Origin of the sequence: Pseudomonas sp. TWRC1-2, assembly GCF_049896685.1 — a bacterium.
GTDB lineage: Bacteria > Pseudomonadota > Gammaproteobacteria > Pseudomonadales > Pseudomonadaceae > Aquipseudomonas.
The window spans coordinates 15,577-39,511 of sequence record NZ_JAFCUU010000006.1 but is presented as its reverse complement, the minus strand read 5'-3'; the positions used below and the strand labels follow the sequence as shown (position 1 = coordinate 39,511).

Annotated in this window: 19 protein-coding genes and 2 pseudogenes; 7 read left to right on the top strand and 14 right to left on the bottom strand. The window is 61.3% G+C overall.

Translation table 11 applies throughout. The features are described 5' to 3' along the window. Window positions 1-131: 131 nt before the first annotated feature. The 4 genes from ddlA to ACP7B3_RS17955 are packed head-to-tail and all read right to left on the bottom strand — an operon-like array spanning window position 132 to window position 2,729. A complete protein-coding gene (gene ddlA / locus ACP7B3_RS17970; protein ID WP_426179988.1) occupies window positions 132-1,226 on the bottom strand; it encodes a D-alanine--D-alanine ligase in 1,095 nt (364 codons plus the stop codon). Between the two features lie 44 nt (window positions 1,227-1,270). Continuing rightward, the gene (locus tag ACP7B3_RS17965; protein WP_242194952.1) at window positions 1,271-1,909 is read right to left on the bottom strand and encodes a LysE family transporter; all 639 of its coding nucleotides are present in this window, start codon (window positions 1,907-1,909) and stop codon (window positions 1,271-1,273) included. A 33-nt stretch (window positions 1,910-1,942) separates the two neighbouring features. Beyond that, window positions 1,943-2,161: a helix-turn-helix domain-containing protein gene (locus ACP7B3_RS17960; protein ID WP_145165515.1), complete on the bottom strand. Its 219-nt coding sequence runs from the start codon at window positions 2,159-2,161 to the stop codon at window positions 1,943-1,945. Window positions 2,162-2,168: 7 nt separating this feature from the next. After that, window positions 2,169-2,729: a DUF2975 domain-containing protein gene (locus ACP7B3_RS17955; RefSeq protein WP_145165513.1), complete on the bottom strand. Its 561-nt coding sequence runs from the start codon at window positions 2,727-2,729 to the stop codon at window positions 2,169-2,171. A 195-nt stretch (window positions 2,730-2,924) separates the two neighbouring features. On the opposite strand from ACP7B3_RS17955, the gene ACP7B3_RS17950 reads away from it, so the two are divergent. Beyond that, window positions 2,925-3,734 carry an AraC family transcriptional regulator gene (locus tag ACP7B3_RS17950; RefSeq protein ID WP_106578527.1) on the top strand — a complete coding sequence of 270 codons (810 nt, stop codon included), beginning with the start codon at window positions 2,925-2,927 and terminating at the stop codon, window positions 3,732-3,734. A gap of 113 nt (window positions 3,735-3,847) precedes the next feature. On the opposite strand, the gene ACP7B3_RS17945 is transcribed toward ACP7B3_RS17950, so the two are convergent. Further along, entirely contained in the window at window positions 3,848-5,191 is a 1,344-nt protein-coding gene (locus tag ACP7B3_RS17945; protein ID WP_426180449.1) for an MFS transporter, read from the bottom strand. A 121-nt stretch (window positions 5,192-5,312) separates the two neighbouring features. On the opposite strand from ACP7B3_RS17945, the gene ACP7B3_RS17940 reads away from it, so the two are divergent. Beyond that, entirely contained in the window at window positions 5,313-6,197 is an 885-nt protein-coding gene (locus ACP7B3_RS17940) for a LysR family transcriptional regulator (protein WP_426179984.1), read from the top strand. Window positions 6,198-6,200: 3 nt separating this feature from the next. On the opposite strand, the gene ACP7B3_RS17935 is transcribed toward ACP7B3_RS17940, so the two are convergent. From ACP7B3_RS17935 to ACP7B3_RS17920, 4 genes and pseudogenes are all read right to left on the bottom strand, one after another. Further along, window positions 6,201-6,776, bottom strand: coding sequence for a flavin reductase family protein (locus ACP7B3_RS17935; protein WP_426179982.1), 576 nt, complete (start codon window positions 6,774-6,776; stop codon window positions 6,201-6,203). 60 nt (window positions 6,777-6,836) lie between these two features. Further along, window positions 6,837-7,268, bottom strand: a pseudogene (locus tag ACP7B3_RS17930) (methyl-accepting chemotaxis protein); the annotation flags it as partial. Between the two features lie 108 nt (window positions 7,269-7,376). Continuing rightward, window positions 7,377-8,063, bottom strand: a pseudogene (locus tag ACP7B3_RS17925) (PAS domain-containing protein); the annotation flags it as partial. A gap of 195 nt (window positions 8,064-8,258) precedes the next feature. Then, window positions 8,259-8,591: a DUF2790 domain-containing protein gene (locus tag ACP7B3_RS17920; protein WP_426179980.1), complete on the bottom strand. Its 333-nt coding sequence runs from the start codon at window positions 8,589-8,591 to the stop codon at window positions 8,259-8,261. A gap of 225 nt (window positions 8,592-8,816) precedes the next feature. On the opposite strand from ACP7B3_RS17920, the gene ACP7B3_RS17915 reads away from it, so the two are divergent. From ACP7B3_RS17915 to ACP7B3_RS17905, 3 genes are all read left to right on the top strand, one after another. Continuing rightward, on the top strand, window positions 8,817-10,136 hold the full coding sequence (locus tag ACP7B3_RS17915) for an OprD family porin (RefSeq protein ID WP_426179978.1): 1,320 nt from the start codon (window positions 8,817-8,819) through the stop codon (window positions 10,134-10,136). Window positions 10,137-10,493: 357 nt separating this feature from the next. Beyond that, the gene (locus tag ACP7B3_RS17910) at window positions 10,494-11,168 is read left to right on the top strand and encodes a response regulator transcription factor PcoR (protein ID WP_119736387.1); all 675 of its coding nucleotides are present in this window, start codon (window positions 10,494-10,496) and stop codon (window positions 11,166-11,168) included. Further along, window positions 11,165-12,550, top strand: a complete 1,386-nt coding sequence (locus ACP7B3_RS17905) for a heavy metal sensor histidine kinase (protein WP_426179975.1) — start codon at window positions 11,165-11,167, stop codon at window positions 12,548-12,550. The genes ACP7B3_RS17910 and ACP7B3_RS17905 overlap by 4 nt, the downstream gene beginning before the upstream one ends. A 252-nt stretch (window positions 12,551-12,802) precedes the next feature. Here ACP7B3_RS17905 and ACP7B3_RS17900 read toward each other — a convergent pair whose 3' ends face one another. The 4 genes from ACP7B3_RS17900 to ACP7B3_RS17885 form a co-directional block, all read right to left on the bottom strand. Beyond that, window positions 12,803-15,937, bottom strand: coding sequence for a CusA/CzcA family heavy metal efflux RND transporter (locus ACP7B3_RS17900; protein ID WP_426179973.1), 3,135 nt, complete (start codon window positions 15,935-15,937; stop codon window positions 12,803-12,805). Window positions 15,938-15,955: 18 nt separating this feature from the next. After that, entirely contained in the window at window positions 15,956-17,065 is a 1,110-nt protein-coding gene (locus tag ACP7B3_RS17895; RefSeq protein ID WP_426179971.1) for an efflux RND transporter periplasmic adaptor subunit, read from the bottom strand. 18 nt (window positions 17,066-17,083) lie between these two features. Further along, window positions 17,084-18,304: a TolC family protein gene (locus ACP7B3_RS17890; protein WP_426179969.1), complete on the bottom strand. Its 1,221-nt coding sequence runs from the start codon at window positions 18,302-18,304 to the stop codon at window positions 17,084-17,086. A gap of 110 nt (window positions 18,305-18,414) precedes the next feature. Continuing rightward, complete coding sequence (locus tag ACP7B3_RS17885; protein WP_106578516.1) at window positions 18,415-19,320, bottom strand: cation diffusion facilitator family transporter; 906 nt, start codon at window positions 19,318-19,320, stop codon at window positions 18,415-18,417. Between the two features lie 216 nt (window positions 19,321-19,536). Between ACP7B3_RS17885 and ACP7B3_RS17880 the strand changes: the two genes are divergently transcribed. Next, window positions 19,537-20,907, top strand: coding sequence for a gluconate:H+ symporter (locus tag ACP7B3_RS17880; RefSeq protein ID WP_106578515.1), 1,371 nt, complete (start codon window positions 19,537-19,539; stop codon window positions 20,905-20,907). A gap of 3 nt (window positions 20,908-20,910) precedes the next feature. Here the strand turns inward: ACP7B3_RS17880 and ACP7B3_RS17875 are convergent, their stop codons facing one another. Beyond that, a complete protein-coding gene (locus tag ACP7B3_RS17875) occupies window positions 20,911-22,200 on the bottom strand; it encodes an MFS transporter (RefSeq protein ID WP_426179966.1) in 1,290 nt (429 codons plus the stop codon). A gap of 185 nt (window positions 22,201-22,385) precedes the next feature. On the opposite strand from ACP7B3_RS17875, the gene ACP7B3_RS17870 reads away from it, so the two are divergent. After that, on the top strand, window positions 22,386-23,804 hold the full coding sequence (locus ACP7B3_RS17870) for a short-chain fatty acid transporter (RefSeq protein WP_145165484.1): 1,419 nt from the start codon (window positions 22,386-22,388) through the stop codon (window positions 23,802-23,804). Window positions 23,805-23,935: the final 131 nt, after the last annotated feature.

The following is a 23,935-nucleotide window of genomic DNA, read 5'->3' as shown; positions in this document are numbered from 1 at the left end:
GCTGCGCAGCAGCCCCGTCAGGCTCACCGCATTGTGTCAGACAGGAATGAGTAGGCAGGTTTTGGGGCTGCTTCGCAGCCCAACGCGGGGCAAGCCCGCTCGCCACAGAGTTCGTCCGGCCCCAACGATTATCAGCGGCTGATCTTCAGCCCCTTGCGCCCCGCATGTCGCTCCAGCGCCAGCTCAATCAAGCGGCTTACCAATTCGCTGTAACTCATGCCCGCCGCCTGCCACAGCTTGGGGTACATGCTGATGCGGGTGAAGCCGGGCAGTGAGTTGATTTCGTTGATCAGCACTTCGCCGTCGTCGGTGAGGAACACGTCGACTCGCGCCAACCCGGCGCAGCCCAAAACCTCAAACGCTTCAATGGCGAGTTGGCGAATACGCTCACTGGCCTCAAAGCTGATATCAGCCGGCACCACCACTTGGGCGGCCTGGGCGTCGATGTATTTACTATCGTAGGAATAGAAACCGCTGCCCACCACGATCTCGCCGCAGCCGCTGGCGACAGGGTTGTCGTTGCCCAACAAGGCGCATTCAATTTCACGCCCCTGGACAGCGGACTCCACCAGCACTTTTTCATCAAAGCCCAAGGCCAGTTCGACCGCGGCATGGTACTCGGCCTCGTTGCTGACTTTACTCACGCCCACCGAGGAGCCCTGGTTGGCGGGTTTGACGAACATCGGCAAGCCAAGCTTGTTCACTGCTGTATCAAAACCGCTGCGCGCCGCGTTGCGACGCGTCAGGGTGATGAACGGGGTAACGGCAATACCGGCATCGCGCAGCAGGCGTTTGCTGATGTCCTTGTCCATGCACACCGCCGAGCCGAGCACGTCGGAGCCTACGAAAGGCAGGTCCGCCATGCGCAGCAGGCCTTGCAGGCAGCCGTCTTCGCCAAGGGTGCCGTGAACGATAGGGAAGATCACATCGATGTGTTCCAGCAGGCTCTGCCCGGAGGTTTCCACCACTTGCTGGCTGGCCTTGCCCGGCACCACTGCCAGTTCGCGGTTGGACTGGTTGAGGGCGATCAGGGCCGGGTTTTCCTGGTTGATCAGGAAGTTCGAGGTTTCGTTCAGGTGCCAGTGGCCGGCCTTGTCGATGCCGATCAGAACCGGCTCGAAGCGCGAGCGGTCCAGTGCATCGACGATGTTGCGCGCCGACTGCAGCGAGACCTCGTGCTCGGCCGAACGGCCACCAAAAATAATACCTACCCGCACCTTGCTCATGACTCGGCCTCACTGTTGAAAGTAAGGCTTCTTACCATGAGCGGTCAGCGATTCGCTACCAGATGTGCGCCGAACAACAGGTAGCACCCACCGGCAAACCGATCGAGCCACTTGCGTGAACGGCTGTAGAGGTTGGCCATACGCTCACTGGAAAACACCAGGGCCACACTCGTGTACCAACTGAACGACAAGGTGGCCATGGTAATCACCGCCAGGGCCAACAATGTCGGCGACGGTGAAGGCGGCATGGTCGACGCGAAGGCCGTGGCGACGAACAGCGCGGCCTTGGGGTTGGACAAGTTGCCCAGCAGACCGAAGCGCCAGGCGGAGAACAGCGAGCGCTTGGGTTCGTCGGGCAACACGGTCTGGCTCGCGGTTGGCGCCGAACGCTTGAACAGTTTCAGCCCCAGGTAGATCAGGTAGCAGCCACCGATGATCTTGAATGCCAGATAGAGCATGGGCGCCGCAGTGAACAGCGACTTGATGCCCAAACCGCCCGCCAGCCCCCAGATCACCGTGCCCGTGGCTACTCCGGCAGACGCCACCACCCCATGCCGACGCGAACAGCTCGCCGCCAGTTGGGCGGTATTGAAGAAGTTCGGCCCCGGCGTCACCACCGCGACGGTCCAAAGCAGCCCCAGCGACAGCAGCGGCGCAACGTACGGCAAGTCGGAGAACAGCATTGGACGATCCCTCTTGTTCTTAAGTGGTTAAACCTATTCGCCCGCAGGTTCAGGGGTGTGCACCAACAGGTCGCCAGGCTGGCAGTCCAGGTAGGTACAGATCGCATCCAGCGTACCCAGCCGTATGCCCTTGACCTTGCCTTGCTTGAGCAACGACAGGTTCTGTTCGGTAATCCCGATGGCGGCTGCCAGGTCTTTGGATTTGACCTTGCGCCGGGCAAGCATAACGTCCAGTTCAATCACAATGGGCATTTCGATCTCAAACAAAAGTGCGGTTTTCAGAGTCCACTTCGCTGGCCTGCCACAGGATACGCGCGATTACCGCAATGCACGCAGCGAGAAACAACGCGACGAAGCTCGGCGGGGTCAGACTCAAGGTAAAAAATCGCTGGCCCAGCGGCTGGTTCATCGAGACCCAGAGGCCGAGCAACGGCTCGCATAAAAAGTCCAGCAGTACCCACAATGCAACAGCTCGACCGACTTTGCCCAGATGCTGCGCCGCCGCGCTGGAGAAATACTCGCCCCGCGCGTAGTTGCGAAACAGCTGGCGCAGATGGTTCAAGCCCGACACCAAGGCCACCAGCGGGATGCTGGAAAAAATGATTCCGCCGAGTTTTTGCCACCAAGGGAGCAGCGCAATTTGCACGCCGCTGTCCTGGATCCGGTTACTCAAGGAAAAGCTCAGGCCCAGGCCATCGGCGGAAGAACCCAGCACCGGAAACAGCCAGACGCCGGTGTTGAGCACCAGCATGACGACCATCAGCAGGAGCGTAAGCAGCGACATGCGCTGGCTGAGCTGAGCCAGACGTTGGGTATTCATAAGTAACCTCGATCAGTAAGTGAGGTCGCAAAAATAATAGATTAATTATCGTAAAACAATCATTTATTAACCTAATTCAACATTTACGCTACTGAAAGCCTTCGTCCGAGCACGCACAATCGTTCAAGACCTCAACAGACACGACATGCCAGACTGGGTTAACGTGTTTCCCACCTCTATTTGTGACAAGTCACCATGGGCCAACCCACTTCCACCCTCGATTGGTTGCACCGCGCCCCGCACGCCAGCGGGCTGGACCGCATCGAAGCGTATTTCGCCGGCTTTGCATTCGACCCGCATCGCCATGACACCTACGCCATCGGGCGCACCTTGTTTGGCGTGCAGAGCTACCACTACCGTGGCTGCATGACGCACAGCCTGCCGGGTACGACCATGGTGATTCACCCTGACGAATCCCATGACGGCCGCGCCAGCAGTGTGGAAGGCTTCAAGTACCGCATGATTTATGTGGAGCCGGCGCTGATCCAGCAGATTCTCGGCGGCCGGCCGTTGCCGTTTATCCACAACGGCCTGTCGACTGACCCGCGGCTGTTCCGCGCCAGCGAAGTGTTGTTGCAAAGCCTGGACTGCCCGATTGACCCGATGCAGGAACAGGACGCGCTGTACGACCTGGCGCAAGCCCTGAGCGCTGCCTCGGGGGTGATCATCAGCCGTAAATCCTTCGATTACGTCGCCGCCGAGCGCGCGCGGGAATTTATCCACAGCGCCTTGGGCCGCAGCATCACCCTGGATGAAATGGCCGACCATTGCGGTCGTGATCGGTGGGCGCTGTCGCGGGATTTTCGCTTGTTGTTCGGCACCAGTCCCTATCGGTACCTGACCATGCGACGGTTGGACCTGGTGCGCGGCTTGCTGGCCCAGGGCCAATCACTGGTGGACGCGGCGCTGACCGCCGGTTTCACCGACCAGAGCCATATGACCCGGCAATTTCGCAGCACCTACGGCATGCCGCCGTCGCGCTGGGTGAAGATGCTCGGGCGCTGATGTGAAACGCAATCAAAATGTGGGAGCGGGCTTGCTCGCGAAAGCGCAGTGTCAGTCGACTTATGAGTGACTGATCCACCGCCTTCGCGAGCAAGCCCGCTCCCACATTGGTTCTATGTTGTTTCCACTATCGCATTCGGCTCGGGCGCTTGCGTTTTGAGCCGCAGCGCCACCACCGCGCCCACCAAACCAATTGCCGCGCTCCACCACAGCGCCAGCTCGATCCCGCCCGCATTCGCCACCGACACCAGCACCGCCAGGCCCAACGCGCCGCCGATCTGCTGGCTGGTAGACGCCATCCCCGCCGCCACGCCCTGCTCCCCTGGCCGAATACCCAGCCCTGCCGCCACCCACATCGCTGTCCAGGTCATGCCCTGTCCGATGCTCAAAATGAAGATTCCCGGCAACAGCGACCAAAACCCCACGCCCGTCGGCAATGCCCAACACACCAGTGCAATGCCCACCGCGCCCGCCAGTTGCCCGCTGACCAAGGTGTTGCGCAACCCCAGCCTGGCCAGCGAACGCTCTGCCAACCAGATGCCGAACGTGCACACCAGAGTCGCCGGTAAAAACGCTAAGCCGGCCTGCAATACGCTGTAGCCATAGACCTGCTGGTAATACAGCGCCAGGAAGTAGTACTGCACGCCAAAGCTGCTCATGAACACCGCCGTGAGCACCATCGCCAAGCGCAGTTCGCGGTAGGCGAACAAGCGCAGCGGCATCAGTGGATCGCTGCCGCGATGCTCGATCCAGGCGAACACCCCAAGCAGCGCCAGCGCCGAGGCGATGCAGCCCAGTGTCTGCGGCGCCGACCAGCCCCACTCGGGGCCTTGCACCAGCGCGAACACCAGCAGCGTGCCGCCGACGGTCACAGTCAAAGCGCCGCCGATATCGAATTTGCGCCCACGCACACGCTCGCCATCGGCTGGAATCCAGTAACGCGCCGCCCACGCGCAGCCGCCCGCCAACGGCACATTCACCAAAAACACCGCCTCCCATCCCCACACCTGAGTCAGCACGCCGCCCAGTAATGCGCCAAGTGCCAGCCCCGCTGCCGAGGCTGCGCTCCACACCGCAAATGCTCGATTGCGTGCAGGCCCTTCGGCATAGTGCGTGTTGATCAACGCTAACGTGGCCGGGAACAACAACGCCCCGCCCACGCCTTGCACCGCCCGCGCCAGCACCAGCAACACCGCGCTGCCGCCGAGTACCGCCGCCAGGGAAGCCAGCGCATACAGCGACTGGCCCACCCGGTAAAAACGGCGCTTGCCAAGCAGGTCCGTCGCCCTACCACCCAGTAACAGAAAGCCACCAAACGCCACGCTGTAGGCGCTCACCACCCATTGCAATTGCTGCGCGGAAAAATCCAGGTGCGCGCCAATCTGCGGCAGCGCGACAAACACAATGGTGGCATCCAGGGCGATGATCAGTTGTGCGGTGGCCAGCAATAGAAGCATCCAGCCAGAGGGTCGAGAGGAAGACATCACAGCGTCCAGTCCGAAAATAAGAGGTGCCAGTTTCTTTCATGCCTGACAGATGATAAATAGCGCTATCACTCTTTCAGTAATGACTTTAATCATGGATCTGAACGCCGTTCGACTTTTGGTCCGCGTGGCCGAAACGCGCAGTTTTACCCGCGCGGCCGGGGAATTGGGGCTGACACAGTCCGGGCTGTCCCGCGCAATCTCGCGCCTGGAAAGCCAGCTGGGCGTGCGCCTGCTGCAACGCAACACGCGCAGCGTGAGCCTCACGCCCGACGGTCAGATGCTGTACGAGCGCAGCGCGCCGTTACTGGCAGAACTGGCTGAAACCGAAAAGCTGATGCTCGAACGGCGCAGCAGCCCGTCCGGCCTGTTGAAAATCAGCACACCGTCGTTGTTCGGTCGCAAGGTGGTGATGCCGGTGATCGGCGAACTGACATTGCGCTATCCCCAATTGCGCATCGAAGCGGTGATGACTGACCGCCTGGTGGATATCGTCGACGAAGGTTTCGACGCATTGCTGCGCACGGGCGAGATCCAGGATCAACGCCTGATCGCCCGTGCCCTGCCGCCGTTGCGCTGGGTCACGGTGGCCTCGCCCGCTTACCTGGCGCGTTGGGGCACGCCGCAAACGGTGGAAGAACTCAAGGACCACAGCTGCCTCACTGTGCGTAACTTGCGCAGCGGGCGCATGGTCGATTGGCAATTCATGAAGGAGGGCAAAGTGCAGGACGTGAGCGTCGAAGGGCGGCTTATTTTCGACATTGGCGATGCGCTGGTAGACGGCGCGGTGGGTGGTTTCGGCATCGCCCAGGTGATGGATTTTGCGGTGCGCGACGACGTGGCCGCCGGGCGCCTGGTGCCGTTGCTGGAAGACGTTGCCGGGCGCAGTCGCGCAATCTCACTGGTCTATCCGCCGTCCCGGCAGTATTCGCCCAAGCTGATGGCGTTTGCCGATGCACTGGCAAACGCCCGCTGGTAAGGCCTACAGCTGGCGCCCGACCACCGGCTCGCCGATGCTCAGGAAATTCCCGCCCGCGATATGGTGCAAGGTGCGCAATTCGTCATGGCCTTCGAAGTGCCAGTGCCCGTCGCTGAACACGCGCGCGTCGGCATAGGCCGCGACGACTTCGCCGAGGAATAAATCGTAGGTCTGTTGGTTGTGAGGCTCGGGCAGCAGGCGGCATTCCAGCCACGCTACGCAACCGTCCAGCAGCGGCGCGTCGGTGTGTTCACCGTTGAATGTCTGCAAGCCATAGGTGGCGAATTTGTCGGTGTCTGCGCCCGTGGTGTTGCCGACCGTCTGCACCAGATCGGCCTGGGCCACACAAGGCACCTGCAACACAAAGGTGCCGGCGGCTTCCAGCAGTTGGCGGGTCCAGGTGGCCTTGTCGAGCACCACGGCGACCTTCGGCGGTTCAAAATCAAGCGGCATGGCCCAGGCAGCGGCCATGATATTGCGCTTGCCAGCGTGGGCCGCGCTCACCAATACGGTCGGCCCGTGATTGAGCAAACGATAGGCCTTGGACAACGGTACGGGGCGACAGTGGGTAGGGCTCATGGAGGAACGGCTCTTCAAGCAAGAAAAAACCTACGATACCTCAAGCACAAGCCCTACGGGTCAGCTCGACAGCTGATTGGCAAACTGCCCGACAGCGCTCACCACCTTTTGTGCACCGTCCTGGATTTCCACAATCACCGCGCCCGCCTCGGCCGCCAGGGCCAAGCCTTGCTCGGCCTGCAAACGGCCCTCGTTCATCACGGACACCGCATCGCGGGCCATGTCCTGGTTCTGACGGACCACGCCGACGATTTCATCGGTGGCCTTGCTGGTGCGCGAGGCCAATTGCCGCACTTCATCAGCCACCACCGCAAAGCCACGGCCCTGCTCGCCGGCCCGCGCCGCTTCGATCGCTGCGTTGAGCGCCAGCAAGTTGGTTTGCTCGGCGATGCCGCTGATGGTCTTGACGATGGTGCCGATCACTTGGGACTGGGCGTTCAGCGCCTCGATGCCATCACCGGCCTGCTGCATGTGCCTGGCCAGATCACGCATGACATCCACCGCCTGCGTCACGACAGTGGTGCCGCGCTGGGCACTGTGGTCGGTTTGCAGCGAGGTGCTGTAGGCAATGTTCGCGGCCTCCGCCACGGCCTGCTCCTGGTTGACCTGGTCGGTGATCACCGTGGCGAATTTGACCACTTTGTAGAGGCGGTCATTGGCGTCCAGCACCGGGTTGTAGGTCGCCTCCAGCCACACCACACGGCCATGGCTGTCGACACGTTTGAAGCGCGCCGCAACAAACTCGCCGGCGTTCAAACGTTTCCAGAAATGCTGGTACTCGGCGCTGTTGTATTCCTCCGGCTCGCAGAACATACGGTGATGTTTGCCCTGAATCTGCGCCAGGCTGTAGCCCATGCCACCGAGGAACCGGTCGTTCGCGGTCAGCACATGGCCGCCGAGGTCGAACTCGATCACCGCAGTGGAACGCACCAGCGCGGTGATCAGGTTCTCATGCTCGCGTGACCCCTCGATGGTGCGGGTGAGGTCGCTGGAGTAAATCGAAAAATGCTTGATGCGCCCGTCAGAACTGCGCACGGGCTGCAGGATCGAGCGCAACCAGGCCTCTTTGCCGTTGCCACGCATCAGGCGCACGGTGCCGACGAAGTGTTCGCCGCGCACCAGGGCATTGTGAAAACGCTGCTGGAATTCGTCCTGGCGCAGGTGCGCAGGCACCAGTTCTTCCATGTGCCGCCCCACGACGTTGGAGGCCTGGTACGACAGCTCTTGCAGGAAGTTGGCATTCGCCCACTCCACCCGGCCTTTGGCGTCCAGCGTCAGGCACAGCATTTCGCTTTCCAGGCTCTCCTTGACCTGTTGCAAGCTGCACAACTCTTCGCGAAGAGCCGACAGCTCCTGCTTCAAACGGGTGTTGAACATGGGGCACCGATGGTCATTTGGGGGAGATGGATCTGACCTGCATCGGCGCTGACGAGGTTTTCTGAAGCGCTTTTTTGTGGCGTGCCCAACTGTTTTTTGGATCCATTAACTGCCGTTGTTTCGGCAAACACCCATCACCTTGTACTCCACCGTATTGAGCTTGCCGTTGGAGTCTTCATAGGTCATGCGTGAAGGCACGGCATTGCACGAACTGATCGGCGGCGTAACGTTGACGACCTTGGCAATATCCAGCGCCATGCCATAGCGATACACCTGTACCTGGGGTGCTGGCTGGCCGTTTTTTTCCGCGTAAGCCGCCATGGCTTTTTGATTATGCTCCATCATCAGCGCAAACGTGCGGTCGCCTCCGCCTTCGGCCATCGCCCCCAGTGACAGGACTGCAGCTAATACACCCAAGCCAATTTTATAAAATGTCATTACAGGTTCCTCGGTTGATAAGTTCAGTCACGAGACTAATCAACCAACCCTGTCGCCATGTTCACCAAAAGATTACTTATCTGTTAGATCGCCTTGAGCTTCCAGAATTGTAATGTTCGCGCCACCTGACCGTTATCCCCTGTTTGCAACTATCAGCCCGGGCCAGATCAATAAAAACGCCCCTACCTATAAGAAGCTGAAACTGCCAACACCCAGGAGCGAAACATGAATATTGCTTACTACACCCTTCCCTTTTCATTGATTGCCGCACTGCCTCTGGCAGCCGTGGCGGTGGAAGACACGCCCGAAGGTTTTATCCAAGGCAGCAGCGTAACCGTGCTGGCGCGCAACTTTTACTTCAATCGCGATGACCGCAAGGGCCAGTCCAGCCCGACCGGCAATGGGTATTCCGAAGCCTGGGCGCAGGGTCTGATCGGCAAATTCGAATCCGGTTTTACCCAAGGCACCGTAGGCTTTGGCCTGGATGCGTTTGCCATGTACGGCCTGAAACTCGACTCGGGCACCGGTCGCAGCGGCGGCAAGGGTTCGTTCGGCGTGCTGCCGGTGGACAGCGACAATCACCCCGAAGGCAGCTACAGCAAAGTCGGCGGCGCGGCGAAATTGCGCGTGCTGGACACGGTTATCAAGGCCGGCGATGTGTTCCCGCTCACGCCGGTGGTGGCCTACGGCGATTCGCGGTTGTTGCCGGAAAGCTTTCGCGGCGTCACCGCGCAGAACACCAGCCTTGAGGGCTTGAGCCTGCAAGGCGGACGCCTGAGCGGCATGAGCCAGCCAAGCGAAAGCGGGATGAACAAGGGCTTTGCGACCTTTTACGCGGGCAAGGTCGACTCACCCTGGATCGGCTATTTCGGCGCAGAGTACGCCGTCAACAAACACCTGAACGTGAGCCTCTACAGCAGCCGCCTGAAGGACGCCTGGGACCAGTACTACGTCGGCAGTGCCGCCAGTTACCCACTGACCGACGACGTGTCGTTATTCGGCGATTTCAACTATTACAAGGCCATGGACGAAGGCAAAAAGCTGCTGGGCAAATTCGACAACGACATCTGGAGTGCCAGGCTCGGGGTAAAGGTCGGGGCCCACAGCGTGGCCCTCTCGCACCAGCGCAACAACGGCGATGACGACTTCGATTACCTGCGCCAATCGGACTCGATTTTCCTCAATAACTCGATCCAGTACAGCGACTTCAATTCGCCCAAGGAGCGTTCGTGGATGGCCCGTTACGACCTCGACATGCAGGCGTTCGGAATACCTGGCCTGTCGTTCATGACCCGTTATGCCAAAGGCACCGGCGCCGATTACAGCCATGCCAACGCGGTGTACATGCGCCGCGATGCAACCGGCAACCCGCTGACCGATCAACGCCGCTGGGAGCGGGATGTCGAGGCCAAGTACGTGGTGCAAAGTGGCAGCCTGAAGGATTTGTCATTGCGCTTGCGCCAGGCCACCGTGCGCTCCAGTGCGTTTGAGTCGGACCTGGAAGAAGTTCGCCTGATTGCGGAATACCCATTGGTCGCACTTTGAACAATTGCCCAGTTGAGTGCTTACATTCGTTCGCGCTTGACTAACATCTGCTCACAAATTGCTATCTATCAAAACTGTAACATTGGCCCCAGCTTCCCGTTAAGTTGAACTTCCTATACTCGCTTCAACTTGTCAGCACCGAGCAACATTCGTCTCTGAAGCTTTTTTTAGCTCCTTTGGAAAGAGATGATTTTTTTAACGCCCCTCTGGGGCGTTTTTTTTGGGCGCAGGCTTAGTCGCGACCCATTGCCGCAGTTGACCCTGAAGCTGCTTCACACTTCAGAATTTTCCTACTCACAACACACCTGATTCCATAGGGAAATGGAACCCTTCTCTTTCAGTAAAAGGTAAATCCCCATGCGTATCCTTGTGGTTGAGGACGAGCAAAAAACCGCTGACTACCTGCAGCAAGGCCTGAATGAAAGTGGCTACGTCGTGGACTGCGCGTCCAATGGCATTGATGGCCTGCACCTGGCTGAGCAGCACGCCTATGAGTTGGTGATTCTTGACGTCAACCTGCCGGGCAAGGATGGCTGGGAAGTGCTGGAGCAATTGCGTCGCAACGGCACCCAGCGCGTGATGATGCTGACCGCCCGCGGCCGGCTGGCCGACAAGATCAAGGGCCTGGACATGGGCGCCGATGATTACCTGGTCAAACCTTTCGAGTTTCCCGAATTGCTGGCGCGGGTACGCACCCTGCTGCGGCGCAGCGAGCACATCCCACAGCCGGAAGTGTTCAGCGTGTCGGACCTGGAACTGGACCCGCGCCGCCATCGCGCGTACCGCGGCACGCGGCGCATTGACTTGACCACCAAGGAGTTCGCACTGCTGCAGGTGCTGATGCGCCAGACCGGTGAAGTGCTGACCCGCACGCAGATCATTTCGCTGGTGTGGGACATGAATTTCGACTGTGACACCAACGTCGTGGAAGTTTCCATCAGCCGCCTGCGGGCCAAGGTGGACGATCAGAGCGAGGTCAAGCTGATCCACACCATTCGCGGCGTGGGTTACGTGCTGGAAGCACGGCCATGAAAACCGGCAGCCTATCGATGCGTCTGGGGTTGACGGTCAGCCTCATGGGCGCCGGCCTGGTGCTATTGCTGGCGACGTTGGCGTACCTGGCCCTGACCCACGAACTGGAAAAACTGGCGCGCAAAGGCCTGGAAAGCAAGATGGAACAGATCCAGCACAGCCTGTCTCAAGGCCTCGACGCCCACGCCATCCGGGCACGTCCGCATTCGCTGATGGACCTGGTGATCGGCCATGACAATTTTTACCTCACTATCGTCGGCACCGCGCCCGATGAAACGGTGCTGCTGAGCATCGGTGCCAAGCCTCAGGAGCCGCTGCTGACAAACTTCACACCGCGAGAAACGCTCGGCTACCTCAATTGGGCCGACAGCAATGGCAACCAGGTGCTCAGCGCCTCCAGCCTGATGCGTCTGGCCAGTGGCGAGCGCGTACGCGTGCTGTTGTCGCTGGACCGCAGGGACGATCAGGCGCTGCTCAGTGCCTACCTGCGCGCCACCGTGATCGCCTTGCCCATGTTGTTGATACTGATCGGCATGGGGGCCTGGTGGCTGGTGCAGCGCGGGCTGGCGCCGCTTAAGCAGTTCAGCCATGTGGCGGCCAAAGTCACCACCCAGGACCTGACCCATCGCTTGTCCGTCGACAACCTGCCCAAGGAGCTGGGCGAGTTGGCGCAAGGCTTCAATGTGATGCTCAACCGCCTGGACGCCGGGGTGCAGCAACTCTCGCAATTCTCTGACGACCTTGCTCACGAATTGCGTGCACCGCTGACCAACCTGATGGGCAAAGCCCAGCTCACGTTGTCGCGCCAACGCCCACCGGACGAATACAAAGCAGTGCTGGAATCCAACACCGAAGAGCTGGAGCGCCTGGCACGCATCGTTTCCGACATGTTGTTTCTGGCCCAGGTCAGCCACCCGGCAGCGCGAGCTTCGTTTACCGCGGTATCGCTGGCGGATGAAGCTCATCGGGTCATGGATTTATTCGCCCTGAGCGCCGAAGACAAACAACTGACCCTGACCCTCAACGGCGAGGCCCGGGTGCAGGGCGATCGCCTGATGATTCAACGCGCCCTCTCCAACCTGCTGTCCAATGCAATCCGCCATAGCCCGGCGGGCGCGCATATCGCGTTGCGGGTGGAGGCTTACGGCAATAGCGTGTCGTTGTCTGTCAGCAACCCAGGTCCGGGGATTGAAGTGCACCACCTGCCGCACCTGTTCGAACGGTTCTACCGTGTCGACAGCAGCCGCGCGCGCACCGAGGGCGGCACCGGCCTGGGACTGGCCATCGTGCGATCGATCATGACCCTGCACCAGGGGCAAACCGACGTGCGCAGTTCGCCCGGCGCTTTCACCGTGTTTCGCCTGGTGTTTCCTCAGGTGTAAGCCCATTGAGGGTGAGCCTGCTTGTTGTGCCAAGCGCACTTGTTGTGGCAGCGGCGTTGTTGTGGCAGCGGGCCTGTTGTGGCGAGCGGGCTTGCCCCGCGTTGGGCTGCGCAGCAGCCCCATCAAGGCCACCTCGGTATCCCCGATATACCGTGGCGAAAGATTTGGGGCGGCTTCGCCACCCAACGCGGGGCAAGCCCGCTCGCCACAGTAAGCGGGCTCGCCATAGACAGCCTGCTCACCCCACCCGCGTCATTCCTCCTTGCGGTGCGCCCACTGATACAACGCCGGCAGCACCAGCAAGGTCAGCAACGTAGAGGAAATAATCCCGCCGATCACCACCGTCGCCAACGGGCGCTGTACTTCGGCGCCGGTGCCGGTGGCCAAGGCCATGGGGATAAACCCCAGGGACGCCACCAGCGCGGTCATCAACACCGGGCGTAAACGTGTGAGCGCCCCTTCATGGATCGCCACCGACAGTGAACGCCCCTCCTCGCGCAGGTTGCGGATGAAAGCAATCATCACCAGTCCGTTAAGCACTGCCACACCGGACAACGCAATAAACCCCACCCCCGCAGAGATCGACAACGGAATATCGCGCAGCCACAGCGCCATGATCCCACCGGTCAACGCGAACGGAATCCCGGTAAACACCAGCAAGCCATCCTTGAGGTTGTTGAACATCATGAACAACAGCCCGAACACCAGCAGCAACGCCACCGGCACAACAATACGCAAGCGCTCGGAGGCTTCCTTCAGCTGTTCGAACTGGCCGCCCCAGGTGGTCCAGTAACCCGCCGGGACCTTCACCTGAGTGCTGATGGCAGACTCGGCCTCTTCGACGAACGAACCGATATCACGCCCGCGCACGTTGGCGCTGACAATCACCAGGCGCTTGCCGTTCTCGCGGCTGATCTGGTTGGGGCCCAGCACCAGGTCCAGGCTGGCGACCTGGGACAAGGCAATAAAACCCAACTGGTCCGAGGCGTTGCTGGCCAGCGCCGGCACCGGGATCAACAGCCGCGACAAGCCCTCGATATCGGTGCGCAGCGCATCGGATAAACGCACGACCATGTCGAAGCGGCGGTCACCTTCATACAGCGTGCCGGCCTGGCGTCCACCCACGGCGACGGCGATGGTGTCCTGCACGTCGCCCACGTTCAGGCCAAACCGCGCGGCCTTGTCGCGATCAATATTGATAGTCAGCACCGGCAAACCAGAGGTCTGCTCCACCTTCACTTCCGAGGCGCCATCAAGCGTTTGCAAGGTCTCGGCGATCTCTGCGGCGGTCTTGTTGAGCACTGCCATGTCGTCGCCAAATACCTTCACCGCCACGTCACTGCGCACCCCGGAAATCAACTCGTTGAAGCGCAGTTGGATCGGCTGCGACAGTTCATACGCACTGCCCGGCACAATCGCACTGGCGCGCTGGATATCTTCGATCAGCGTCTCGCGGGATTTCGCTGGATCAGGCCACTGCTCCTTGGGCTTGAGCATCACATAGCTGTCGGAAATATTCGGCGGCATCGGGTCGGAAGCGATTTCCGCGGTACCGGTGCGCGCAAAGACTCGCTCGATTTCCGGCACCTGGGCCATCAAGGTTTTTTCCAGCTGCTGCTGCATCTGCACCGATTGCGTCAGGCTGGTACCAGGCACACGCAGGGCCTGTTGAGCGAAGTCGCCCTCACTGAGGCTGGGGATGAATTCGCTGCCCATGCGGCTGGCCACCACGCCCGAAGCGACGATGGTCAGCACCGCCAGGCCAAACATCAGCGGGCGACGCGTCATGACCCAATCCAGCACCGGCGCATAGGCCCGAAGCGCCGTGCGCATCACCAGGTTTTCCTCTTCCTTGACCTTGCCGGTGACAAACAGCGCAATCGCGGCCGGCACAAAGGTCACCGACAGAATCATCGCGCCGAGCAAAGCGATGACCACGGTGAACGCCATGGGGTGGAACATCTTCCCGGCCACTCCGGTGAGGGCGAAGATCGGCAGGTACACCACCATGATGATCAGTTGCCCGAAGATCAGTGCGCGCCGCGCTTGCTTGGCCGCAGCGAACACCTCATGCAGGCGCTCGCTACGGGTGAGCAAGCGGCCATGGCGCTGCTGCGCATGGGCCAGCCGGCGAATGGCGTTTTCGACGATCACCACCGCGCCGTCGACAATAATCCCGAAGTCCAGCGCGCCAAGGCTCATCAGGTTGGCACTGACTTTGTTGGTAAACATGCCGGTAAAGGTGAACAGCATCGCCAGCGGAATCACCATCGCGGTGATCAACGCCGCGCGGATATTACCCAGGAACAGAAACAAAACCGCGACCACCAGCAGCGCGCCTTCGAAGAGGTTTTTCTTCACGGTGGCGATGGCTTTTTCGACCAGGTTGGTGCGGTCATAAACGGTAACGGCGACCACGCCCTGGGGCAGCGAACGGTTGATCTCTTCGAGTTTTTTCGCCACCGCCTGGGACACGGTGCGGCTGTTTTCACCGATCAGCATGAACACCGTGCCCAGCACCGCTTCACGGCCATTTTCCGTGGCGGCGCCGGTGCGCAGCTCACGGCCAATGTCGACTTGCGCCACATTGCGCACGCGGATCGGCGTGCCATCCGACGTGGTGATCACGATGTTGGCAATGTCATCGATCGACGCCACTTGCCCCGGTGCGCGAATCAACAGCTGCTCGCCGCTGCGCTCGATGTAACCGGCGCCAACGTTAGCGTTGTTGCGCTCAAGCGCGGTGACCAAATCGGTCAGCGTCAGGTTGTAGGCCGCCAAGCGTTTTGGGTCCGGGGCGATCTGGTATTCCTTGGCAAAGCCGCCGATGGTGTTGATCTCGGCCACGCCCGGCACATTGCGCAGCTGTGGCTTGATGATCCAGTCCTGGATCACGCGCAGGTCGGTCGGCGAGTAAGGCGTGCCATCTTCCTTGAGCGCGCCGTCTTCGGCTTCGACGGTCCACAGGAAAATCTCCCCGAGGCCAGTGGAAATCGGCCCCATCGCGGTTTCGATGCCGGTGGGCAATTGCTCGCGGGCCACCTGCAGGCGCTCGTTGACCAATTGGCGGGCGAAGAACAGGTCAGTGCCGTCTTTGAAGATCACCGTGACCTGGGACAGGCCGGAGCGCGACAACGAACGCGTCTGCTGCAAACCCGGCAGGCCGGCCATGGCGGTTTCGATGGGAAAGGTAATGCGCTGCTCGGTTTCCAACGGCGAAAAGCCGGCCGCCGCCGAGTTGATCTGCACCTGCACATTGGTGATGTCGGGCACCGCGTCGATGGGCAACTTCTGATAACTGGCGATGCCGACACCGGCCATCAACAGCACCGCCAGCAACACGATGATGCGCTGCTCGATGGCGAATTGGATAAGGCGCTCAAACATGGGGAATCACTCGCAGGATCAATGGGCGTGCTCGGCCGAGCCTTTACCCAGTTCGGACTTGAGGATGAAGCTGCCTTCGGTCGCTACTTGCGCGCCGGCTTCAAGGCCCTGGCGCACTTCGACGTAGCCGTTTTCACTCACGCCCAGTTCGAGGTGGCGGGTGATGAAACCGTCCGCCGTGCGCACGAATACCGAGGGTTTGTCCTCGACGGTCTGGATGGCGGTTTGCGGCACGGTGACCTTGGCCTGGTAGGTGTCGGTGGCCAGTTGCACAGTCACAAACAACCCTGGGCGCCAGGCATCGTCAGGGTTGGGCACGGTCACGCGCACGGTAGCGGTGCGCGTCTGCTCGCCGAGCAGGTTGCCGACATAGGCCACCGTGCCTTGAACTTCAGTGCCCATTTCCGAGGAGCTGACCTTCACCGGTTTACCGACGCGCACCTTGTTCAAGTCCTTGGGAAACACGCCGAAGGTGACCCACACCTGGGACAAATCCGAGAGCGTGAAGGCGTTGCTGGTTTCGCCGACCACTTCGCCCACGCCCAGGTGTTTTTCCACCACTACACCGGCGAATGGCGCGCGCAGCTCGTAACGATTACCGCCGGCCAGTACGGCGCTGCCGCTGAGTGCCGTCATCTTCTGACGCGCGTTGGTCAGCGCGATTTCCGCTTCCTGCAAGGTCTGGCGCGCCAGCAGGTAGTCCTGCTCGGCGGAGATTTCGTCCTTCCACAGCTGGCGCTCGCGCTCAAAGGTGGTGCGCGCCAGCTCGACGCGTCGCTCGCTGGCGGCCAACTCGCTGCGCTGGTCGGAAATCTGCTGGCTGGCGATCACGGCCAACAACTCGCCCTTTTTCACCGACTGGCCAAGGTTGACCTTCACCGCCTCCACCACACCGGCCGCACGCGGCACGATGTGTGAGGTCCGGTCCTCGTCGAAACGCACTTCTCCCGGCAGCGTCAGCAGCGTGCTGATCGCGCGCGGTTGGGCTTGCGCGAGCTGAATACCGGCCGCCTGGATCTGCTGCTCGGTGAGTTCGAGTTTGCCTTCTTCTTCCTCTTCGGCCCGTGCAAAACCAGACAGCATCAGGCCCAGGGCGACGGCGAGCGCCACACCGTGTTTATGCTTCATAAAAGACTCCAGAAAAAATCAAAACCGGGCGATGTCGCCGTAAATCCGTTCGATGCGCACCCAGGCGTCGGTCGCCTGAGCGGTCGCCACCAGGTATTGGGTGCGGGCTGCGATCAAGGTGCGCTGGGCGTCGAGCACGTCGAGGAAGTTGAACTTGCCCATCTCGAAGCCACGGGTGGCGCTGTCCACCGCGCTCTGGGCGGCGGGCAGGATGTGTTGGTTGAACGCGCGCACTTCGGTATCGGCGGTTTGCCACAGGTCCAGGGCCTGGCGGGTTTCGGTGCGCAGGCGCAGTTCGACCGCGTTGCGCAAATCGCGGGCCTGATCGGCACGGCGGCTGGCGGCGAGCACATTGCCCTGGTTGCGGTTGAACAGCGGGATCGGCATCGACACGCCCACCAGGTTCACGCGCTCACGCACGCTGGCGTCGTACTGGCTGCCAATGGACACATCGAGGTCGGGAATCCGCTGGGCCTTTTCCAGGCCCACGGCGGCTTCGCTTTGAATAATGTGCAGGTCGGCCAGGCGCAGTTCGGTGGTTTGCTCAAGCCGCGCGAGCAATTGCGCGGCGGCCGGCAAGGGCGGCGCGAATTGGCTTTGCGCGGCCACGTCCTCAAAGTCAGGCGTGGCGCTGCCGGTGCTGGCGGCAAGGCGCCGATAGGCATCGCTGAGGCCGATTTGCGCGCGGTTCAATTCCAGGCGGATCTGCGACACCTGCACCTGCGCGCGCGTGGTTTCCACCGGCGATGACTTGCCGGCGGTGACGCGACCTTTGGCGACCACCAGGCCACGCTCGGCCAGGGCCATCGAGCGTTGCGCCAAGTCGAGGCGCTGCTGGGCACGCAAAGCACTGTAGTAACTGTCGATTACGTCGGCGCGCAGGCCATTGCGACGCTGCTCCAGGGTCAGCGCCGCGGCGTCCTGGGCGCGCGTCGCGACGTCAATGCGCGCGCCACGTTTGCCGCCCAATTCCAGGGTCTGGCTGAGTTTGAGGGTGGTCGTGCGCGTGTTGCGGCGAGTGTCTTCGGCATCCCAGGACGCCACCGGGTTGGGGATCAAGCCGGCCTGCTGGCGACCGCCCTGGGCAATGTCGATGTCCCATTGCGCAGCAGCCAGGTCAGGGTTGTTGGCGAAGGCGGCTTGCAGGGCTGCATCCAGAGAGAGGGTTTGCGCCTGGGCAGCACCTGCGGCCACCCACAACGCTGCTGCCCCCAAAAGTGTTCTAACGGAAAGTGCCATAACGAAAGTTCCACGCCCATGAAGTCGCTGAGATTTCCCAGCGGGGGGCAATGTAGCTTTCGGTACTTATCAGGGCCGTGGGCGCAACATTACAAATCCGTTAGCCGGGCTCAGGCATGCACCTCGTCATGCTCGTCGTGCACAAACCCCTCGCCTTCCACCTGAATCGTGGCGTGGGAAATATCGAATTGTTCGTGCAGCAATTCCGTCACCTGGCTAAGGATTTTTTGTTCCGTGTTCAGCGCAGCATCCGCCACCAAGTGCGTGCTCAGCACATTTTTGCCACTGGTCAGGGCCCAGATATGCAGGTCGTGCACGTCCTTGACCCCCGGCACACCCCGAATGGCCTGCTCGACCTGATCGATATCGATGCCGTCCGGCACGCCTTGCAGCAGCACGTTCATGCTTTCCTTGAGCAGGGTCCAGGTGCGCGGCAACACCCAGAAACCAATCGCCGCCGCCACCACCGAATCGACCCAGCCCCACCCGGTGAACATGATCACCACCGCCGCGATCATCACGCCGATGGAACCGAGCATGTCGCTCCACACCTCCAGATAAGCGCCCTTCACATTCAGGCTTTCACCGCTGGCGGCACTGAGCAGTTTCATCGAGATCAGGTTGACGATCAGCCCCAAAAACGCAATCACCAGCATGCCGGTGGACTGGATCTCAGCCGGTGCCTGCAGCCGTTGATAGGCCTCATACAGAATGTAAAACGCCACGCCAAACAACAGCAGCGCATTGAACGCCGCCGCGAGGATCTCGAAACGCGCGTAGCCAAAAGTGCGCTTGCGGTCGGCCGCGCGCTTGGCGACCTGGATGGCCACCAGAGAAATCGCCAGCGCCAGGGCGTCGGTCATCATGTGCGCGGCGTCGGACAACAGCGCCAGGCTGCCGGTAATAAACGCGCCGATCACCTCAGCAATCATGAAGCTGCTGGTCAGCCCCAGGGCGATCCATAGAAGACGCTCGTGACCGGCGCGTACCTGACCGTGGTTATGTCCTGCGCTCATGAAAATTCCTCAATAGGTGGGGTTCGTTGATCATAGAGCTATAGGCCAGATCCCCGCGCAGGGGTTGCAAATTTGTCATCCGCGCGACAGCTCGCCGTTATATCGCGCGCACCAAAATCGCACATGGACGCGCTGCAACAGTTCTATCAGGTATGCTTTTCGAGCAGGAAACAAAAAGAAACAAATTAGCCAACCTGTTCGATAAGGAGTCCCGTTTTGGAGTTATCGACTGCCGCGTGGATGGTTCACGACACCCGTCTCATGTTCTGCGTTCTGCTGGCCATCGCCAGCATCATTGTGTTGATCAGCGCGACCAAGCTGCCGCCATTTTTATCGATTCTGATCGGTACGTTTATCGCCGGCGTCGGCGCGGGGCTGCCGCCGGAAGAAGTTGCCAAGGCCTTCAGCAAAGGCGCAGGGGCGATCCTCGGTGAGGCCGGGATCATCATTGCTCTGGGCTCGATGCTCGGCGCGTTAATGGCCGAATCCGGCGCCGCCGACCGTATCGCCACCACCTTGCTCGGGCTGGGCAAAGGCAAGTCGTTGCCTTGGGTGATGGCATTGGTGGCGATGGTGATCGGCCTGCCGCTGTTCTTCGAAGTCGGGCTGGTGATGATGGTGCCGATCATCTTCGTAATGGCCAAACGTTCGAATCAGCCGCTGCTGAAAATCGCCATTCCGGCGCTGGCGGGCATGACCACCCTGCACGCGCTGATGCCACCGCACCCGGGGCCGCTGATTGCGGTGAGCGCATTGCACGCCGACTTGGGCCTGACCATGTTGCTGGGCTTCTGCCTGGCGGTGCCGGCGGTGATTCTCGCGGGCCCGCTGTATGGCAACTGGCTGTCCAAGCGCATGCAGGTGGATGAGCCGGCCGACATCGGCGCGCTGTTCAGCGCACCGCCCAAGGCACCGCGCCAGCCGAGTTTCGGGGTGTCGTTGCTGATCATTTTGTTGCCGGTGATCTTGATGCTCGGCAGCACCCTGGCCAAAGTCGCGATGGCGCCGGAAAACCCGCTGGCACTGACCTTGAAGTTCCTCGGTGAACCGCTGATTGCCCTCGGCCTGGCTGTCATCGCCGCCGTGATCTGCCTGGGCTGGGCCGCCGGCATGCCACGCGCCGAGGTCGGCAACACGCTACGCAAAGCCCTCGCGCCCATCGCCGTGTTGCTGTTGACCATCGGCGCCGGCGGAGGCCTCAAGCAAACATTGCTGGACGCCGGCGTCAGCCAGACCATCAGTAAAGTCGCCGAAGGCGCGCACATGCCGTATCTGCTGCTGGCCTGGTTGATTGCCGTGGCCCTGCGCCAGGCCACCGGTTCGGCGACCGTCGCCACGACAACCACGGCGGGCATTCTCGCGCCGATGATGGCGGGTTTGGCGGCGACGCAGAGTTCACTGGTGGCGCTGGCGATTGGCGCCGGCTCGGTGTTCTTCTGCCACGTCAACGACGCCGGGTTCTGGATGGTGCGCGAGTACTTTGGCTTGCAATTGAAGCAGACGATCTGGGTGTGGTCGGTGCTGCAAACCATCGTTTCCGTGGTCGGCCTGGTTGGTACGCTGTTGCTCTGGCACTTTCTGACCTGAGCCTCAGGTGACCAAGGTGTGGCGTTTGCCAAACAGCGCCACACTCGCCACCCCCACCGCGCCCATCACCATGCAATAGCCCACGCAAATCCACGGGCGCGTGGGCATCAGCGCGATCAGCAGTAACGGCGTAGTACTCGCCCACAACGCGTAGGCAATGTTGTAGGTGAAGGAAATCCCCGACACTCGCACGTGCGCTGGAAACAGGCCGACCATCACCGACGGCACCGCGCCCACCACGCCGCAGCTCAAGCCCGCCACGGCGTACGCCGCGCCCAGCCAGAAGCCGCCGTTGATAAGGCTCGCGTACAGCAGCGCAATCCCCACTGGCAGCAGCAGGCTGTAGACCAGCACCGCGCGCCAGGCGCCGATACGGTCCACCAGCAGGCCGGCGAGGACGCAGCCGATATTCAGAAAAACGATGCCCAGCGCGCTCAAGGCGAAGGTGCGGCTGGGGCTCATGCCGAAGGTTTTTTGCATCAGGGTCGGGGTGATGACGACCAGCACCACCACGGCCGAGGTGAGTACGCAGGTGAGGATCATCGCCGGCAGCAACACGGCGCGATGGTCGCGCAGCACGGTGCGCAGCGGCAGTTCGGCGGCCGCCTGGCGGCGGGCCTGCATGTCGAGGAACACCGGGGTTTCACTGAGCCAGCGGCGCAGCCACACGCCGATCACGCCGAATACTCCACCGAGCAGGAAGGGGAAGCGCCAGGCGTAATCGAGGATTTCGGCTGGGGTGAAGACTTGCGCCAGCAGCGTGGCAGTGAGTGCGCCCAGCAGGTAGCCGAAGGTCAGACCGGCTTGCAGGAAACCCAGCGCGTAGCCGCGGTGATGACGCGGTGCGTGCTCGGCGACGAAGGTCCAGGCGCTGGGCACTTCGCCGCCCACTGCGGCGCCTTGCAGCACGCGCAGCACCAGGAGGATCAGCGGCGCGAAATAGCCGATTTGCGCGTAGGTCGGCATGATCCCGATCAGCAGGCACGGCAGCGCCATCATCAGGATGCTCAGGCTGAACACGCGTTTGCGCCCCAGGTGATCGGCAAAGTGCGCCATCAGGATGCCGCCGAGCGGGCGCGCCAGGTAGCCGGTCACGAAGATGCCGAAGCTTTGCAGCAGGCGCAGCCACTCGGGCATTTCGGGCGGGAAAAACAGTTGGCTGAGGGTCAGCGCAAAGAATACGAAGATGATGAAATCGTAGATTTCCAGGGCGCCGCCGAGGGCGGCCAGGCCCAGGGTTTTGTAGTCGGAGCGGGAAAAACGCTGCGCCCGTGGGGAGAAGGTGGCAGTCATGTGCAAGCTCGGCAGACAAACAAAATGGCGTGCAGGTTATGAGTTGAGTCCGGTGATGGCAATCACGGCAGATATATTTGTTTTACTCATGGATCGATGAAGATAACTGCATTCCCATATCAATGGCCGTAGCGGAACATGCCGTAAAACTGCCAACACCATAATAAATACAAGAGGAATGACTCGTGGCCGATGCTATCGAAGAAAGCCGCTATGCCCGATTTGCCCTGCGCTGCTCCAACTTCGCCGAACGCTGGTTTCCGGATTCCTGGGTGTTTGCCGCCCTCGCGGTGATCATCGTCGCCGTGGCGACCCTGGGCATGGGCGCCGCACCCACCGAAGCCGCCAAAGCCTTTGGTGACGGGTTCTGGAGCCTGATCCCGTTCACCATGCAGATGGCCTTCGTGGTGATCGGCGGTTACGTGGTGGCCAGTTCGCCACCGGCGGTGAGATTGATTGACCGCCTGGCACGTATCCCCAAAAACGGCCGTTCGGCGGTGGCCTGGGTCGCATTGATTTCCATGGTCGCGTCCCTGCTCAACTGGGGCTTGTCGCTGGTGTTCGGCGGGTTGCTGGTGCGCGCACTGGCCCGCCGCACGGATTTACGCATGGATTACCGCGCGGCCGGTGCTGCGGCCTACTTGGGCCTGGGCGCGGTGTGGGCGCTGGGGCTGTCGTCGTCGGCCGCGCAGTTGCAGGCCAACCCGGCCAGCTTGCCGCCGTCGATCCTGTCGATTACGGGGGTGATCCCGTTCACCGACACGATTTTCCTGTGGCAATCCGGGGTGATGTTACTGGCGCTGATCGTGGTCTCGTTGATCATCGCTTACGCCACCGCGCCCGGCCCGAACAGTGCCCGTGATGCAAAGGCCTGTGGCGTCGACCCGGCGTTCAACCTGCCCAAGCTTCAAGCGCCCACCCGTCCGGGCGAATGGCTGGAACATAGCCCGCTGCTGACTATTCTGCTGGCGTTGCTGGCGGCCGGTTGGCTGTTCCATGAGTTTTCGACCAAGCCGGCGATCAGTGCGATTTCGGGGCTGAACACCTACAACTTCCTGTTCATCATGGTCGGCGCACTGCTGCACTGGCGCCCGCGCAGCTTCCTTGATGCGGTGGCGCGCGCCGTACCGACCACCACCGGCGTGCTGATCCAGTTTCCGCTGTATGGCTCCATCGCGGCGCTGATGACGGTGGTCAAGGGCGGCGACGGCCAAACCCTGGCGCACCATATCTCAACCTTTTTCACCTCTATTGCTTCACACGACACCTATGCGCTGTTGATGGGCGTGTACTCGGCGGTGCTGGGCTTCTTTATTCCGTCGGGCGGTGGCAAATGGATCATCGAGGCGCCTTACGTGATGCAAGTGGCCAACGACCTGCAATACCACCTGGGCTGGGCAGTGCAGATCTACAACGCGGCCGAGGCGCTGCCGAACCTGATCAACCCCTTTTATATGCTGCCGCTGCTGGGCGTATTGGGGCTCAAGGCGCGGGATTTGATCGGCTTTTCGTTTGTGCAGTTGCTGGTGCATACGCCGCTGGTGTTGTTCCTGCTGTGGGCGTTGGGGACGACGTTGAAGTATTTGCCGCCCGTCATGCCCTAACACGGTCAGGGTGGAAGCGGGCTTGCTCGCGAAAATGCGCGCGGGTCAGTGACGGAAACGGTTGACTGACACAGCGCTTTCGCGAGCAAGCCCGCTGCCACATTTCGACCTGAGGCTTTAACCCGGCTGTC